The organism is Afipia sp. GAS231 (genome assembly GCF_900103365.1).
Taxonomy (GTDB): Bacteria; Pseudomonadota; Alphaproteobacteria; order Rhizobiales; family Xanthobacteraceae; genus Bradyrhizobium.
In genome coordinates this window covers 6,561,219-6,576,342 of record NZ_LT629703.1, presented here as the reverse complement: position 1 = coordinate 6,576,342, position 15,124 = coordinate 6,561,219, and the positions used below count along the sequence as shown (strand labels likewise).

14 protein-coding genes are annotated in these 15,124 nt (G+C 64.7%); 11 read left to right on the top strand and 3 right to left on the bottom strand.

Annotated features, from left to right (window positions below):
* Positions 1–137: 137 nt before the first annotated feature.
* The 11 genes from BLS26_RS30855 to BLS26_RS30805 all read left to right on the top strand — a co-directional run bounded on the left by BLS26_RS30855 (position 138) and on the right by BLS26_RS30805 (position 11,578).
* On the top strand, positions 138–1,031 hold the full coding sequence (locus BLS26_RS30855) for an NAD(P)-dependent oxidoreductase (protein WP_244541737.1): 894 nt from the start codon (positions 138–140) through the stop codon (positions 1,029–1,031).
* A gap of 35 nt (positions 1,032–1,066) precedes the next feature.
* Entirely contained in the window at positions 1,067–2,464 is a 1,398-nt protein-coding gene (locus BLS26_RS30850; protein ID WP_092516251.1) for an MmgE/PrpD family protein, read from the top strand.
* Between the two features lie 55 nt (positions 2,465–2,519).
* Positions 2,520–3,470 carry a branched-chain amino acid ABC transporter permease gene (locus BLS26_RS30845; protein WP_244541736.1) on the top strand — a complete coding sequence of 317 codons (951 nt, stop codon included), beginning with the start codon at positions 2,520–2,522 and terminating at the stop codon, positions 3,468–3,470.
* 2 nt (positions 3,471–3,472) lie between these two features.
* A complete protein-coding gene (locus BLS26_RS30840) occupies positions 3,473–5,254 on the top strand; it encodes an ATP-binding cassette domain-containing protein (RefSeq protein ID WP_092516250.1) in 1,782 nt (593 codons plus the stop codon).
* The gene (locus BLS26_RS30835) at positions 5,241–5,948 is read left to right on the top strand and encodes an ABC transporter ATP-binding protein (RefSeq protein ID WP_092516249.1); all 708 of its coding nucleotides are present in this window, start codon (positions 5,241–5,243) and stop codon (positions 5,946–5,948) included. The genes BLS26_RS30840 and BLS26_RS30835 overlap by 14 nt, the downstream gene beginning before the upstream one ends.
* 36 nt (positions 5,949–5,984) lie before the next feature.
* Positions 5,985–7,232, top strand: coding sequence for an ABC transporter substrate-binding protein (locus BLS26_RS30830; protein WP_092516248.1), 1,248 nt, complete (start codon positions 5,985–5,987; stop codon positions 7,230–7,232).
* A 38-nt stretch (positions 7,233–7,270) separates the two neighbouring features.
* A complete protein-coding gene (locus BLS26_RS30825; protein WP_092516247.1) occupies positions 7,271–8,506 on the top strand; it encodes an ABC transporter substrate-binding protein in 1,236 nt (411 codons plus the stop codon).
* Positions 8,507–8,526: 20 nt separating this feature from the next.
* Positions 8,527–8,907: a 4-carboxymuconolactone decarboxylase gene (pcaC, locus tag BLS26_RS30820; protein ID WP_074827215.1), complete on the top strand. Its 381-nt coding sequence runs from the start codon at positions 8,527–8,529 to the stop codon at positions 8,905–8,907.
* Positions 8,908–8,923: 16 nt separating this feature from the next.
* Complete coding sequence (locus tag BLS26_RS30815) at positions 8,924–9,697, top strand: SDR family oxidoreductase (RefSeq protein ID WP_092516246.1); 774 nt, start codon at positions 8,924–8,926, stop codon at positions 9,695–9,697.
* A gap of 141 nt (positions 9,698–9,838) precedes the next feature.
* A complete protein-coding gene (locus BLS26_RS30810) occupies positions 9,839–10,555 on the top strand; it encodes a GntR family transcriptional regulator (RefSeq protein ID WP_092516245.1) in 717 nt (238 codons plus the stop codon).
* A 51-nt stretch (positions 10,556–10,606) separates the two neighbouring features.
* A complete protein-coding gene (locus BLS26_RS30805; protein ID WP_092516244.1) occupies positions 10,607–11,578 on the top strand; it encodes a tripartite tricarboxylate transporter substrate-binding protein in 972 nt (323 codons plus the stop codon).
* Between the two features lie 4 nt (positions 11,579–11,582).
* On the opposite strand, the gene serA is transcribed toward BLS26_RS30805, so the two are convergent.
* The 3 genes from serA to BLS26_RS30790 all read right to left on the bottom strand — a co-directional run bounded on the left by serA (position 11,583) and on the right by BLS26_RS30790 (position 15,122).
* Positions 11,583–12,854, bottom strand: coding sequence for a phosphoglycerate dehydrogenase (serA, locus tag BLS26_RS30800; RefSeq protein ID WP_371361049.1), 1,272 nt, complete (start codon positions 12,852–12,854; stop codon positions 11,583–11,585).
* Positions 12,855–13,078: 224 nt separating this feature from the next.
* Entirely contained in the window at positions 13,079–13,585 is a 507-nt protein-coding gene (gene cobU, locus BLS26_RS30795; RefSeq protein WP_092516243.1) for a bifunctional adenosylcobinamide kinase/adenosylcobinamide-phosphate guanylyltransferase, read from the bottom strand.
* Positions 13,586–13,658: 73 nt separating this feature from the next.
* Positions 13,659–15,122: a PepSY domain-containing protein gene (locus BLS26_RS30790; RefSeq protein ID WP_092516242.1), complete on the bottom strand. Its 1,464-nt coding sequence runs from the start codon at positions 15,120–15,122 to the stop codon at positions 13,659–13,661.
* Between the last annotated feature and the right edge of the window lie 2 nt (positions 15,123–15,124).

The window sequence follows — 15,124 nt, the reverse complement described above, 5'->3', positions numbered from 1 at the left end:
CCGGCGCGCCGCGACGTGTCGACAAGAATCTTATGCTTGACAGATTAACTGACAATCTGGACATTTGGTCAAACGCGGCCGGACCCCGGCCCATCACAACAAGACGCCCGGCAGACGGGCGCCACAGGGAGTGGACCATGGCAGGAGAAACAATCGGCTTTGTCGGAACGGGCCGCATGGGCGGACCGATGGCCGGGCGCCTGCTCGATGCCGGCTATTCGCTCTGCATCTACGATGCGCAGCCCGAGGCGACCAAGGCGCTGGTGGCGCGCGGCGCGCGGCTGGCGAAGTCGCCGGCCGAGGTGGCGTCGAGCGCGGATATCGTGCTGGCGAGCCTGCCGACGCCCGACATCGTCAAGGCTGTCGCGCTCGGACCGGATGGAATCGTTGCCGGAAACCGCGCCAGCGTGCTGATCGACCTGTCGACCACTGGCCCCGGCGCCGCCAAATTGATCGCCAAGGGATTCGAGGCGCGGAAGATCACGCTGGTCGATGCGCCCGTCAGCGGCGGCATCAAGGGCGCCGTGAACGGTACGCTTGCGGTGATGGTGTCGTGCCCGAAGGCGACCTACGACAGGGTCGAGCCGATCCTGAAGCATTTCGGCAAGCTGTTTTACACCGGCGACCAACCCGGCACGGCGCAGACCGCCAAACTCGCCAACAACCTGATGGCGGCAGCCGCACTCGTCATCACGTCAGAGGCGGTGGCGATGGGCGTCAAGGGCGGCGTCAACGCCAAGGTCCTGATCGACATCATCAACGCCAGCAGCGGACGCAACAGCGCGTCCGAGGACAAATTTCCCCGCGCCGTGCTGCCCGGCACCTTCGATTTCGGCTTCACCACCGGCCTCTCCTACAAGGACGTGCGGCTCTGTGTCGACGAGGCCGAGGCGATGGGGGTGCCGATGGTCTGCGGCGCGGCGGTCCGGCAGATGCTGGCCATCACCAACGCCAAATTTGGCGCGTCGTCCGACTTCACCTCGATCGCAAAAGTGCTGGAGGAATGGGCCGGCGTCGAAATGCGCGGCTGAGACGCGGGGAGAGACCACAGGGAAGCGCGATTGCCATGACGATCCGGGCCGGCGGAGCAGACGAGATCTCGATGGCGCGAGCGCTGGCCCGCGCCGCGCTTGCCGTCAATCTCGGCCGTTTCGATGCGGATGTCATCGCCAAAGCGAAAATCTGCCTGCTGGATTTTCTCTCCTGCGCCTTCGAGGCGCGAAACCATCCGTGGAGCCGCCAGGCGATCGGCATCGCGGGCGAAGTCAACCACGGTGCAAACATCGTCGGCACGGGCAGACTGGCAACGCCGGGCGACGCGGCCTTCGCCAATGCCACCATGGGCCACGGCCTGGTGCGCGAAGACATGCATGCCGCCAGCATCTGCCATCATGGCGTGGTGATCTGGCCGACCCTGCTCGCTTTGTCGGAGCGGACGACGCTATCAGGCGCGAGGCTCCTTGCCGCCGCGATCATCGGCTATGAAACCGGCGCGCAGATCGGCCGCGCGCTCTTCAATGCTGATCTCGCCCGCCTGTATCGGCCGACCGGGCTGGTGGCACCGCTCGGCGCCGCGCTCGCCGGAAGTTACGCGCTCGGTCTGACTGAGGACGCCGCCACCAGCGCGATCGCCATTGCGGCCAATACCTCGTCTGGCCTGAACGAATGGCCGCGCGCCGGCGGCTCCGAGATGTATTTTCATCCGGGATTCGCCGCACGCAACGCGATTGCCGCAATCGAGCTGGCCGAGGCCGGTGCGCTGGCCTCCGAAACCATCCTCGAAGGCGAAGCCGGACTGTTCGCCGCCTTCCGCCGCCAGCCTGCTCCCGCCGCGGTCCGGTTGTTTGCCGGTGACCGGCCGGAAATCATGGCCGTCTACAACAAGCCGGCGCCCGCCTGCAATTTCGCGCAGACCGCGGCGCAGGCCGCCTTGCGCGTCGCGCGCGAGATCGGGACGTCGGACGACATCGCGACGGTTTCGATCCGTGTCCCCGAAGCCGCGGCCCGCTACCCCGGCTGCGATTCCACGGGGCCGTTTCACAACGCGCTGCAAGCCAAGATGAGCATTCCCTTCAGCGTCGCCGCCGTGCTGGCACGCAGTGCGCTCGAAGAGGACAATTACGCTGATATCGGCGATCGCAAAATTCTCCGCCTCGTCGCAACCACCGACCTGCAAAGCGAGGCAGGACTCACTGCCGCCTTCCCGGCGAACCAGGGCGCCGAGGTTGTCGTCGCCCTGCGCAACGGCAAAACCGTCCGCCAGCACCTCGACAATGTCATTGCCGCGACGCCGGCGGAAATCCGCGCCCGATTCCGGCTCGCCGCCACGGACGCTATCGGCGAACGCCGCGCGCTGCGTCTGGAAGAACTGGTCGAGAGTTGCGCTGGGCTTTCGAACAGCGGCGCCATCGCGACCCAGTGCCGGCTTGAACCGGCCGAACAACGCTTGCGGCCTGCGTCATGAACAAACAGAAAATGGGGAACGTCATGTCCGACCCGAAGACGGCGGGAGGCCGCCGGTGAACCAGGCACTGGAAACCTTCCTGCAGGCGTTGTCCGCCGGCCTCCTGATCGGCGCGGTCTATGGCCTGATGTGCGTCGGCCTCGGGCTGATCTTCGGCGTCATGCGGGTCATCAACTTCGCCCAGGGCGATTTCATGATGCTCGGCATGTATGCGGCATTCTATTTCTTCACCGCACTCGGCGTGCAGGCCACCTTCGGCAACACGTTTGGGCCGTTCATCGCGATCCTGCTGGCCGGACCGGTGCTCGCCGCCTTCGGCTATGCCGTCCACCTCGCCTTGATCTCGCGCGTATCGGGCACGCGCACCTCTTCGCTCGAAGGCGACGGCCATTACGCCCAGCTCATCCTGACGCTGGGGATCGCGCTGATCCTGCAGAACGGCGGCCTGCTGGTGTTCGGTTCGGTATTGGCCTCGATCCGGACGCCGCTGTCGAGTTCGGCATGGGAACTCGGGCCGCTGCTTGGCGATATCAGCGTCTTCGTCAACAAGGCGCGCGGCATCGATGCCGTGGTCTCATTGGTGACGATGTTGCTGCTGACGCTGTTGATCACACGCTCGCAGGTCGGAAAATCGCTGCGCGCCGCCGCCGACAACCCGACCGCGGCCACCTATATGGGCATCGACGTCGACCGCGCCCATCGCATCGCGTTCGCGCTCGGCACCGGCATCACCGCGATCGCGGGCGGCCTGCTCGCCACCAACTATCCGTTCCACCCCTTCGTCGGCGTCGAATATGTCATCGTCATGTATGCCGGTGTCGTGCTCGGCGGCATGGGCAGCATCATCGGCGCGTTCTGGGGCGGCATGACCATTGGCCTGGTGCAGCAGATGTCGACGCTGATCCTGCCGACGCAGTTGCAGAATGCCGCGATCTTCGTCGTCTTCCTCCTGATCATCTTCTTCCGCCCGCAAGGTTTCTTCGGGCGCATGGTCGAGAGGACGTGACGATGCGCGGATGGCGATCGCTGCTTCCCGTCTTTGTCTTCACCGTGCTTTACGCGGCGGTGTCGCTGAGCGTGACCAATTCCTACTATCAACTGGTCATGACGCTGGTCCCGGTCTGGGCGATCTTCGGCCTGTCGTGGAACCTGCTCAGCGGTTACACCGGGCTGATCTCGTTCGGTCACGCCGCCTTCTTCGGCCTCGGCGCCTACGCCGTCGCACTCGGCCAGATCTACTTCGACCTGTCGCCGTGGGTACTGATTCCGATCGCAGCCATCATCGGCGGCATGGCAGGACTTCTGATCGGCTTTCCGACCTTCCGCCTGCAGGGCCACTACTTCGCGCTGGCGATGCTCGCCTACCCGCTCGCCATTCTCTACGTGTTCGAATGGCTCGGTCTGCAAGAGCTAACGCTGCCGATCAAGCGCGACAATCCGATCGCCTACATGCAGTTTGGCGATCATCGCCTCTACACGCTGCTGGCGCTGGCGATGATGCTCGGCACCATCCTGCTGACCCGCGCCGTCGAACGGTCGCGCTTCGGCATGGCGCTGCTCGCGATCAAGCAGAATGAAGCCGCCGCGGAAGCAGCCGGCATCAACACACTGGCCTGGAAGCTCCGCGCCATCACGCTGAGCGGCGCGATCGCCGGTGCGGTCGGCGGATTCTATGCGGTCGTGCTGCTGGTGGTGACGCCGCAGTCGGTCTTCGGCATGCTGGTGTCGGCGCAGGCGCTGACGGTGGCGATGTTCGGCGGCGTCGGCACCGTCTGGGGTCCGGTGATCGGGTCGGTGATTCTGATTCCGCTGGGCGAAACGCTCAATGCCGAAGCCGGCTCGCGCTTCCCCGGCATCCAGGGCGTGATCTTCGGACTTGCGATCGTCTGCGTCATCCTGCTCGCGCCGGAAGGCCTGTTCTGGAAGATCCGCGATCTCTTGCGCAAGCGACCGGCATCGCCGACGGCAGCAATGCCGGCCACGCCCGCCCCCGCGAATGCCAACACCGTCGCAGCCCCCATGCCCGCGCGACCGAAACGAACGCGGGGGACAGGTGACGTCGTCCTCGAAGTGCGCAACCTGTCGCGCGCCTTCGGTGGATTGAAGGCCGTGCAGGATGTCAGCTTCAAGCTGCGACAGAACGAGATTCTTGGGATCATCGGCCCCAACGGCGCCGGCAAGACCACGCTGTTCAACCTGCTCAACGGATTTCTGCGGCCCGGCACCGGCGAAATCCTGCTCGACGGACGCGAGATGTCGGGCCGCAAGCCGCATGAACTGTGCGAGGCCGGCATCGGCCGAACCTTTCAGATCATGCGCCCGTTCCTGCGCATGTCGGTCTCGGACAATGTCGTGGTCGGCGCTTATGTCCGCGCCAGGACAGATGCCGAGGCCAGGCGCTTGGCGGCGGACGCGATTGCCCGCGTCGGTCTGACCGCCACAGCCGACCGCATCGCCGGCGAACTGACAACCAAGGAATTGCGTTTGATGGAGCTGGCCCGCGCGCTGGCCGGACAGCCGCGCATTCTGCTACTCGACGAAACGCTCGCCGGCCTCGGGCATGACGAGGCCGACGAGGTGGTGGCGGTGATTCAGCGGCTCGCCCGCGACGGCATGACGATCGCGATCATCGAACACACCATGCAGGCGATGGTCCGTCTCGTCGACAGTTTCCTGGTGCTCGACCACGGCGCCGTCATCGTCGAAGGCGAACCGGAAGCCGTCACCCGCGACAGCCGCGTCATCGAGGCCTATCTCGGCAAAAAATGGGTGGCCCATGCTTCGCATTGAGGGGCTCACCGCCGGCTATTCCGCGATTCCCGTGCTGAACGGCGTCTCGATCAAGGTCGAACAGGGCCAGTTCGTCGCCATCGTCGGCCCGAACGGCGCCGGCAAGACCACGCTGTTCAAGACCATTTCCGGCATCGTGCGCCCGAGCGCGGGGGCGATCACTTTCGAAGACCACGACCTGCTCTCGATCCGGCCGGCGCAACGCGCGCATCTGGGCATCGCCCATGTTCCCGAAGGTCGCCAGGTGTTTCCGTCGCTGACCGTGATGGAAAATCTCGAAATGGGCGCGGTCACCGCAGCCGGCCGGCGCGACTGGAAACACAACATCGAGCGCATCTTCGAGTGGCTGCCTATTCTCGCCGAGCGCCGCACGCAGTTCGCGGGCACGCTATCCGGTGGACAGCAGCAGATGCTGGCGATCGGTCGCGGCCTCGCCTCCTCGCCAAAACTCTTGATGCTGGACGAACCCTCGATGGGCCTCGCGCCCGCGATCGCGGATTTCATCTTCGAGCGGCTGATCGAAATCCGCAAGCAATCGAACCTGACCATCCTGCTGGTCGAGCAGCGCGTGGCGGAAGCGCTTGAATCCGCCGACCACGGCTACGTGCTCGAAGCCGGCCGCGTCGCGCTTGAAGGCAACAACCAGACCCTGCGGGCCGACGACCGCGTCCGCAAAGCCTACCTCGGCATGTAACCAACAACGATCAACAACATTATCGGGAGGAATAAGATGAGCCAGGGCAAGAAGAACTCGAAGACCTCACTGACGCGTCGAACCGTACTGACAGGCGCGGCCGCGATCGGCCTGTCGTCGGTGGCGCGGGCGCAAACGCCGGCCGAAGTCAAAGTGGGCCTGATCGTGCCGCTGTCCGGCATCTACACGAGGCCGGGCCAGGTGATGAAGATGGGCGCCGAGATGGGCATCGAGCACATCAACGCGCAGGGCGGCATCAAGGCGCTCGGCGGCGCCAAGATGAAGCTTGTCGTGATCGATTGCGGCGACACCACGGAGAAGGCCAAGAACGCCGCCCAGCGCATGGTCGCGCAGGAAACCGATCTCGTGGCTGCCACCGGCGCTTACCTCTCGTCGTTCACGCTGGCGGTAACCGAAGTGACCGAGCGCGCTGAACTGCCCGTCCTCACGCTGTCCTATTCGGACCTGCTGACCGACCGTGGCTTCAAGTTCATCTTCCAGACAGCAGCGCCCGCCAGCGTGCAATCGCAGCTCGGCCTGCCCGAACTGATGAAGCTCGCCGAAAAGGCCGCCGGCAAGCGCCCGAAGACGGTGGCGATGCTGATGGACAACACCGCGACCTCGGTTGCCACCGCCAAGGCGCTCAAGGAAAAACTGCTGGTGCAGGAGGGCCTTCAGCTCGTGGTCGAGGAAGTCTGGACCCCGCCGCTCTCCGACGCCACGCCGCTGATCCAGAAAGTGAGGGCAGCCAAGCCGGATCTGCTGCTGTTCATGCCGAACGCGGTTTCCGACGCCAAGCTCGGCCTCGAGAAGATCAACGAGTTCGGTCTCGGACAGGGCAAGATCCCGACCGTGTCCTTCAGCATCACCGTTGCCGAGCCGGACATGCTGCAAAGCGTCACGCCGGAAGTCGTCCAGGGCATCATGACCATCGTCGCCAACTGGGGCTGCAAAGGACACGAGGACATCATCGCCGAACTCAAGGCCAAGTACAAAGAGCCATGGGCGACGCAAAACGTGATCTCGACCTATGGCGACATGTGGCTGATGAAGGCCGCACTCGAGAAGGCCGGCAAGGCCGACCGCCTCGCCGTCGCCGACGCCTTCCGCACCATGGATGGCGGGCCGGCGAAATACTATCCGGGCGGCCAGTTGAAGTTCGACGAAAAGGGCCGGCGTGTCGGCGCCGGCGTCGTGATCGTGCAGTGGCAGAACGGCGTGCCGGTCACCGTGTACCCGTCCGACCTCGCGCAGTCCTCGCCGTTCTGGCCGAAGAAGGCTTAAGCGTATCGCGTCTCAAAAAATATTGGGGAGGACCGTTCATGACCAAGAATAGCAAAGCCGCATTGACGCGGCGCAGCCTGCTCGCCGGCGCGTCCGCCGGCCTGATCGCTTCTCGCGCGTGGGCCCAGCAACCTTCCGAGGTCAAGGTCGGATTGCTGGTCCCTATTTCCGGGCTGTATGCGCGCCCGGGCACGGTGATGCGCGAGGGCGCCGAGATGGCGGTGGATCACATCAACGCGCAGGGCGGCGTCAAGTCGCTCGGCGGCGCCAAACTTAAATTGGTCGTGCTCGACTCCGGCGACACGACGGAGAAGGCCAAGAACGCCGCGCAACGTATGGTCGCCCAGGAAACCGATCTGGTGGCGGCGAGCGGCGCCTATCTGAGTTCGTTCACGCTCGCTGTGACGGAAGTGACGGAGCGGGCCAATCTTCCCGTGCTGACCCTCTCCTACTCCGACCAGATTACCGATCGCGGCTTCAAATATGTGTTCCAGACCTCGGCCACGGCGGGATCGCAGGCCAGGCAGGCGCTGCCGCAGATCGTCAAGCTGGCGGAAACCGCTTCCGGCAAAAAGCCCAAGACGGTTGCGATCGTCACCGACAACACCGCGGCGTCGGTATCATCCGCCAAGGCGATGCGCGACGACCTGCTCGCCGAGAACGGCTTGCAACTGATCGTGGATGAAACCTTCACCCCACCGCTCGCTGACGCCACCTCGCTGGTGCAGAAGCTGCGATCGGCCAAGCCTGATTTGCTGTTCTTCCTGCCGACCGTGATCTCCGACGCCAAGCTGCTGCTGGAGAAGATGAACGAGTTCGGCCTCGGGCAAGGCAAGCTGCCGACCATCTCGTTCGGGATCGCGATCGCCGAGCCGGACATGCTGCAGACCGTCAGCCCGGAATTGCTGCAGGGCCTCCTCACCTGCGTCGCGAGCTGGGGCGCCAAGGGCCACGAGGCGCTGATCGCCGAACTCAAGACCCGCTACAAGGAGCCGTGGATGACGCAGAATGCGATTTCCACCTATGGCGACATGTGGGTGATCAAGGACGCGCTCGAAAAATCTGGGAAGGCCGACCGCGTCGCGGTCGCCGATGCCCTGCGCTCGATGGATGCCGGCCCCTCCAAGTATTATCCGCTCGGCGAAATCAAGTTCGACGACAAAGGCCGCCGCGTCGGCGCCGGCATGACCATCGTGCAGTGGCAGGCCGGCGTGCCGGTCACGGTATTTCCTCCGCAACTGGCGCTGGCGCAGCCGTCCTGGCCCAAAAACTGAACTGAAGATTGGATTCTCTCATGGACAAGACCACCTACGATCGCGGCCTCCAGATCCGCAAAAGCGTCCTCGGCGACGCGTTCGTCGACAAGGCGATCGCGTCGGCCGACGACTTCAACCGCCCGATGCAGGATCTCACCACCGAGTACTGCTGGGGTTACGTCTGGGGCCGTGACGGCCTCACCCACAAGACCCGCAGCTTTCTCAATCTCGCCATGCTCTGCGCGCTGAACCGGCCGCAGGAACTCAAGACCCACGTCCGCGGCGCCCTGACCAACGGCGCCACGCGCGAGGAAATCCGCGAAGTGTTCATGCAGGTCGCGATCTATTGCGGTGTGCCGGCGGGCGTCGACGCCTTCCGTAACGCCAAGGAAGTGTTCGCCGAACTGGACAAGAAGTAGCTCGGGATCTCGCGCGATGCTGAAGGGCAAATGGGCACTGGTGACGGGAGCTACGGCGGGGCTGGGCCTCGCCGTGGCCGAAAGCCTTGCCGGCGCCGGGGCCAACATCGTCCTGCACGATCTGGCCGAGCCCGCTGCCTCGGGCGATCGTCTTCGCGCGCAATTCGGCGTCGAGGTCGTCAGCATTGCCGCCGATCTGTCGCAGCGTGCTGCGATCGAAGCCATGATGGCCGCCCTGCTCGGCCGCGTCGGTGCGGTCGACATCCTCGTCAACAATGCGGTGGTGCGGCATTTCTCGCCGGTCGAGCACTTTCCGCCGGAACGATGGGACCGGGCGCTCGCCGTCAACGTGTCGGCGCCGTTCCACCTGATCCGCCTCGCGCTGCCCGGCATGAAGGCGCGGCAATGGGGCCGCATCATCAACATGGCGTCGATCTATTCGACCCGCGCCGTGCCTGATCGTATTGACTACGTCACCACCAAGACCGCCATCGTCGGCATGACCCGCGCGGTCGCCATCGAGACCACACGGAGCGGGATCACCTGCAACGCGCTGTGTCCGGGCACGCTGCCGACGCCGGCCATTCAGGAAAAAATTGCGTCGATCGCGGCCAGCGAAGGCCGCTCCATCGACGAGACCACCAGCGACTATCTGGCGACCCGGCAGCCGACCGGGCGGTTCATCGCGCTGGAAGCCGTCGGCGCCATGGCGGCCTTCCTGTGCAGTCCGGCGGCGCAGGATATCACGGGGGCTACGCTTCCGATCGATGGCGGATGGTCCGTCACATGAGCACCATCGGCCAGCCCCGCCAGGAGAGTGCCAATGACGGAGGCTTTGCGCTGGACCAGCCACCCCATGTTCAGATTGCGGAGATACTGATTCTGCCCCTACATCGCTATCGAATCGGAGCCGACACGAAGGCGGTCAACCATGGACAAACGCGCTGAATTGCAATCCACGCTACGGATCGAGGACGTTCCAACCGTCCGCTCGATGGTCGCGCAGAAGCTGCGCGAGGCGATCATGTCCGGAAAGCTGAAACCGGGCCAGCGGCTGATCGAGCGCGAGCTCTGCGAGATGACCGGTGTCAGCCGGCCCTCGATTCGCGAGGCGCTACGGGCGCTGGAAGCCGACGGGCTGGTCAATACCGTCCCGCATCGCGGCCCGGTCGTCAGCACCATCAGCCTCGACGAAGCCAAGCAGCTCTATGCCGCGCGCGCCGTGCTCGAAGGCTTTGCCGGACGCGAATGTGCGCGGCTGCACGATCCCGTCGTTGTACGCCGGATCGGCAACGCGCTCACCAAATTGAAGGCGGCGTTCGCCGCAGGCGATCTGATGACGGCGCTGGAGGCCAAGACAGAATTCTACGCAGCGCTGATCGGAGGCTGCCAGAACTCCTTCATCGAGCGCATGCTCAAGCCGCTGCACGACCGGATTACGCTGTTGCGAATTACCTCGATGTCGCAGCCGAAGCGGATCAACAAGAGCCTGCGCGAAGTCACCGCGATCTGGCGCGCCATTCAGGCCGGCGACCCTGATCTCGCCGAGAAATGTTGCGTCGATCACATCAACGCGGCGGCCGTCGCCGCGCTCAGCATGATCGAGCGAACAGCTGCGTCGAACGAAAAGGCCGCCGCGAACGAATAGCCAACCTATGCCCACTGCTTCAACAACAAGAAAAAGAAAACAGGAAACGCCATGAAGTTTGTAACCCGAGTTCTGCTGGCGCTGTTGCTGTCGCCGGCGCTGCCGCTATGTGCGCAGGATTTCCCGCACCGGCCGATCACGATGATCGTCCCCTTCTCGGCTGGCGGTCCCGGCGACGTGATCGCCCGGCTGCTCGGCAGCTCGATGGGCGGCGTGCTGAAGCAGACGGTGGTGATCGAGAACGTCGTCGGCGCCGGCGGTACGCTGGGCACCAACCGCGTCGCCAAGGCGGAACCGGACGGCTACACGCTGCTGCTGATGCATGTCGGCCAGGCCACCGCGCCTGCGCTCTACGCCAAACTGCCGTTCGATCCGATCGGCGACTTCGCGCCGATCGGGATGGTCACCGACGTGCCGATGATCCTGGTTGCCCGGGCGAACTATCCGGCCAAGAACCTGCAGGAACTGGTGGCCTATGTGCGCACCCAGGGCGACAAGGTCACCTACGGCAATGTCGGCCTCGGCTCAGCCTCGCACCTGTGCGGCCTGATGTTCATGAGCGCGATCGATACCAAGTTGACGCCGATCTACTACAAGGGCGGCGGCCCGGCTCTGAACGACATCATTGCCGGTCACATCGACGTCTATTGCGATCCGGCGACAGGACCAACGCCCTATATCCAGGCCGGGACCATCCCGGGCTTCGCCATCACCAGCAAGAAGCGGGTCCCGACCCTGCCCAACGTGCCGACGGCCACCGAGGCCGGCCTGCCGAAGTTCGACGTCACGACCTGGTACGGACTCTACGCGCCGCGCAACACGCCCAAGCCGGTGGTCGATGCGCTGGTTGATGCCCTGCAAAAGGCGCTGAAGGATCCACCGTTGGTCAACCGCTTCGCCGAACTCAGCATGACCCCGGTCGAACCGGAGCAAGCGACGCCGGCAGCACTTGAGACGCTCCTCAAAAGCGAAACCGTGCGATGGGGCAAGATCATCAAGGACGCCGGCATCACGCCGCAGTAGCGGTTTACGCCTTGTATTCGTAGAGCAGCCGGGCGCGAATCGTGCCTTCCAGCGACCGGATGTCCGCGAGCACGCGCTGACTGTCGGCCGCGGAAGCATCGGCGTCGAGCACGACATAGCCGACGTCGTGGTCGGTCTCGTAATATTGCGCGGCAATGTTGACGGCGTGGCGCGCCAGCACCTCGTTCAGGCGGCCAAGCATGCCCGGCACGTTGCGCTGCACCTGAATGAACCGTGTTCCCGATGGCCGCGGCGGCAACTGGACCTGGGGAAAATTGACCGCGCCCATCGTCGAGCCGGAATCGCTGTAATCGACCAGCTTGCGCGCGACTTCGGCACCGATGCGCTCTTGCGCCTCTTCGGTCGAACCGCCGATGTGCGGCGTCAGGATGACATTTTCCAGACCCTGCAGCGGCGTTACGAACCGCTCCGCATTCGAGCCCGGCTCGACCGGAAAGACGTCGACCGCGGCGCCACGAAGCCTGCCTTCCCGCAGCGCCTCGGCCAGCGCGTCGAGGTCGACCACGGAGCCGCGGCTGTTGTTGATGAAAAAGGCGCCGGGCTTCATCGCCCGGATTTCGTCGCGCCCGATCATCTTGTTGGTCGCAGGCGTCTCCGGCACATGCAGCGTCACGACGTCGCTCTGCGCCAGCAGCTCATGCAGGCTCGCCGTCGGCTCGGTGTTGCCATGACGAAGCCGGTCGGTGTGATCGTAGAATACGACCCGCATGCCGAACGCTTCGGCCAGGTTCGAGAGCTGCGAGCCGATATTGCCGTAGCCGATAATACCGAGCGTCTTGCCCCTCACCTCGTGGCTGTCGTCGGCGGATTTGTCCCAGCGTCCCTGATGGGCGCCGTTGGAACGCGAGACGATCCGGCGCAACAGGAAGACGATCTCCCCGATCACCAGTTCCGCCACGCTTCGGGTGTTGGAAAACGGCGCATTGAACACCGGAATGCCGCTGCGCCGTGCCGCATCGAGATCGACCTGGTTGGTACCGACGCTGAAGCAGCCGATGGCGATCAGACGATCCGCCGCCTCGATCAATTCAGGGGTGATCTGGGTGCGGGAGCGGATGCCCAAGAGATGCACGCCCTTGATGGCTTCGTGCAGCGCATCGCCGTCGAGCGCCTTGGGCAGCCGCGTCAGGTTGGAATAGCCGGCGGACTCGATCAATTGCACGGCGCTGTCGTTGACGCCTTCGAGCAGCAGGACCCGGATCTTGTCCTTGGGCAGCGAGAGTTGCGGTAAAGCGGAACGGTTTGAGTGCACGATCACGGCGTCCTTCAGCGATAGATGAACTAAGCGCGGACTGGGTCGCGCACGCGCCGCTTTCTAGCCGATTCAGCCGGTAAGATGTTCAATCAATCCATCAATCGTCCCACAAGAAATATCTCTCGTAAGATATTGATTCTATTGTTGTTATTTATCTTGAACTGAATTCTTGGGTGAATGGTGCGGCCGGAAAACTCGTCTTTGACCGGCTCACGCCTCTGATTTCACTTCACCTTGAGCGGCAACCCGGCCACCGCCAGGGTCACTTCGTCGGCGACCGCCGCAACCCATTGGTTGAGAGTTCCGGCGGCGTCGCGAAATTCGCGGGCCAGCGCATTGTCAGGGACGATGCCGGCGCCGACCTCGTTGGTGACGAAGATCACCGGATCGGCCTGCGCCGGCAGCGCCGCCACCAGCGTGCGGCCGGCCGCCTGCCAGTCATGGCCGCCGAGCATCAGGTTGGTCAGCCACAGCGTCAGGCAATCGACCAGCCGCGGCCCCTCGCCGTCCGTCGCGGCCAGCGCGCCGGTCAGATCGAGCGGCTCGGCATGGGTGCGCCAGTTGTCGCCACGCCGCGCCTGATGCGCCGCGATCCGCGCGGTCATCTCGGCATCGCGGGCTTCGGCGGTGGCGATGTAGATGGCATGGGGCGCAAGGCTGAGCGCGCGCGCCTCGGCGATCGCGCTTTTGCCCGAACGCGCGCCGCCCGTCACCAGAATGATCCTGCCCATGTCCCCTCTTGTTGGCTGCTCGCAAAGCAGAAACCATCGGCGCGCGAAAGACAACCGTCTAGCGCGTTCGATCCTAGTGCCGCAAACGCCGCCAGCCGATCACGACGCCGCTCACCGAGACGATCAGTCCAAACAGCGACAGCAGCCACACCACAACGTCCCATGCCGGTCGGTATTGAATCAGCAGCGCAAAATCAAAACTGTGCAGCGCATTGAACAGCCAGCGGTAGGTCCGGCGGCTGTCGTCGGTGCGGCCCAATATATCGCCGGTCGTGGGATCGATGTGAAACCAGGTGTGGGCGTCGTCGTCAAACCCTGCCCGCAGCACCGGCATCACGCGTTGCTGGTGATGCGAATACCAGTAGGCGTCGGGCGCTTCCAGACGCTGCCGCATCGTCAGGGCAGCGTTCGGCATCAGCCGGTGCGCGGCCTCGAAGATTCGCTCTTCCGACAACGGTGCTGGGTTGCCCGTTGCCGGGTCGAGCGTCCGGTGTCCACCGTCGCGGCCGGTCAACACCACCAGCGGCTTGCCGCCGAGCCAGACGAAGCGCGCTTCGACGGCCGCAGGACGCGGCTCACCGAACGGCGGTTTCGACAGAAACTCGGCCGGCATATGCGGGCCGTCGCTACCGCCAAAGCGAACCGCCGCCTCCCGTGCCGTTCCACGTCCGGCGAACCAGTCCCCGGGATTGAGCGACAGCCAGCCGCTGAACATCCAGGTCAGCACGAAGACGCCGCCGATCAGTCCCGCGATATGGTGCCAGGCCATCCAGCCGCGATACGGCGTAACCGCGCCGCTGGCGTAGCGACGGCGCAGCCGCATGCGCAAAATGCCGATCCAGAATCCGGTCACGGCCGTCACCATGCAGATGCCGGAAATCCACAGCACCACCAGCCGCCAGGTGGCGCCGTCCTTGCGCAGGACGGTCGGGTAGATCCAGTGCGGGATCGATCCGAGCCAGTTCCAGACCCGCTCGGTCTGCGTGGTGTCGAGCGCGATCTCGCCGTGGCGCGAGGAGATATAGAGCTCGGTCCCATCGGGGTCGCCGAGCGAAACCAGATAAAACGGCCGCAACGGATCGAACCGTGCGGTGACGCTCCATTGGTCGCGCTCCACCGTCGCCTTCAGTTCGGGCCGCACGGCATTGGGATGATGCCGTGCGACCGCAAGCGCCTGTTCGGGTGCGATGTGATCGACGGCGCGGCCGTCGACCGCCGATATGGTCTTGCGTTCGCCATCCCAGCCAAGCAGCCGGTAGACCGGCTCCTCGTTCAGCATCGCGAGCCGCAGGTCACGCGGGTAGCGCGCGAGGCCAGCGGCCGCCATGGCGCGATCCGGGCTCACCTGCACCTTGTCCCACGCAATCGACGGCAACGCCGCCCATCGTTCGGCGTCGGTGAGTTGCGGAAACGCTACGTACATCATGACGACGCCTGACATGAACCACATCGCGAACAGCAAGCAGGTGCCGATGCCGATCCAGCGATGGACCACATAGAGCCATCGGCGCAGCCGCCGTATGATCCGGCGCCGCATCG

What these genes read in the sequence shown, in the direction of transcription:
- BLS26_RS30855 (WP_244541737.1), top strand. Translation starts at nt 138, where the DNA reads ATGGCAGGAGAAACAATCGGCTTTGTCGGAACGGGCCGCATGGGCGGA.
- BLS26_RS30850 (WP_092516251.1), top strand. Translation starts at nt 1,067, where the DNA reads ATGACGATCCGGGCCGGCGGAGCAGACGAGATCTCGATGGCGCGAGCG.
- BLS26_RS30840 (WP_092516250.1), top strand. Translation starts at nt 3,473, where the DNA reads ATGCGCGGATGGCGATCGCTGCTTCCCGTCTTTGTCTTCACCGTGCTT.
- BLS26_RS30835 (WP_092516249.1), top strand. Translation starts at nt 5,241, where the DNA reads ATGCTTCGCATTGAGGGGCTCACCGCCGGCTATTCCGCGATTCCCGTG.
- BLS26_RS30830 (WP_092516248.1), top strand. Translation starts at nt 5,985, where the DNA reads ATGAGCCAGGGCAAGAAGAACTCGAAGACCTCACTGACGCGTCGAACC.
- BLS26_RS30825 (WP_092516247.1), top strand. Translation starts at nt 7,271, where the DNA reads ATGACCAAGAATAGCAAAGCCGCATTGACGCGGCGCAGCCTGCTCGCC.
- pcaC (WP_074827215.1), top strand. Translation starts at nt 8,527, where the DNA reads ATGGACAAGACCACCTACGATCGCGGCCTCCAGATCCGCAAAAGCGTC.
- BLS26_RS30815 (WP_092516246.1), top strand. Translation starts at nt 8,924, where the DNA reads ATGCTGAAGGGCAAATGGGCACTGGTGACGGGAGCTACGGCGGGGCTG.
- BLS26_RS30810 (WP_092516245.1), top strand. Translation starts at nt 9,839, where the DNA reads ATGGACAAACGCGCTGAATTGCAATCCACGCTACGGATCGAGGACGTT.
- BLS26_RS30805 (WP_092516244.1), top strand. Translation starts at nt 10,607, where the DNA reads ATGAAGTTTGTAACCCGAGTTCTGCTGGCGCTGTTGCTGTCGCCGGCG.
- cobU (WP_092516243.1), bottom strand. Translation starts at nt 13,585, where the DNA reads ATGGGCAGGATCATTCTGGTGACGGGCGGCGCGCGTTCGGGCAAAAGC.
- BLS26_RS30790 (WP_092516242.1), bottom strand. Translation starts at nt 15,122, where the DNA reads ATGCGGCGCCGGATCATACGGCGGCTGCGCCGATGGCTCTATGTGGTC.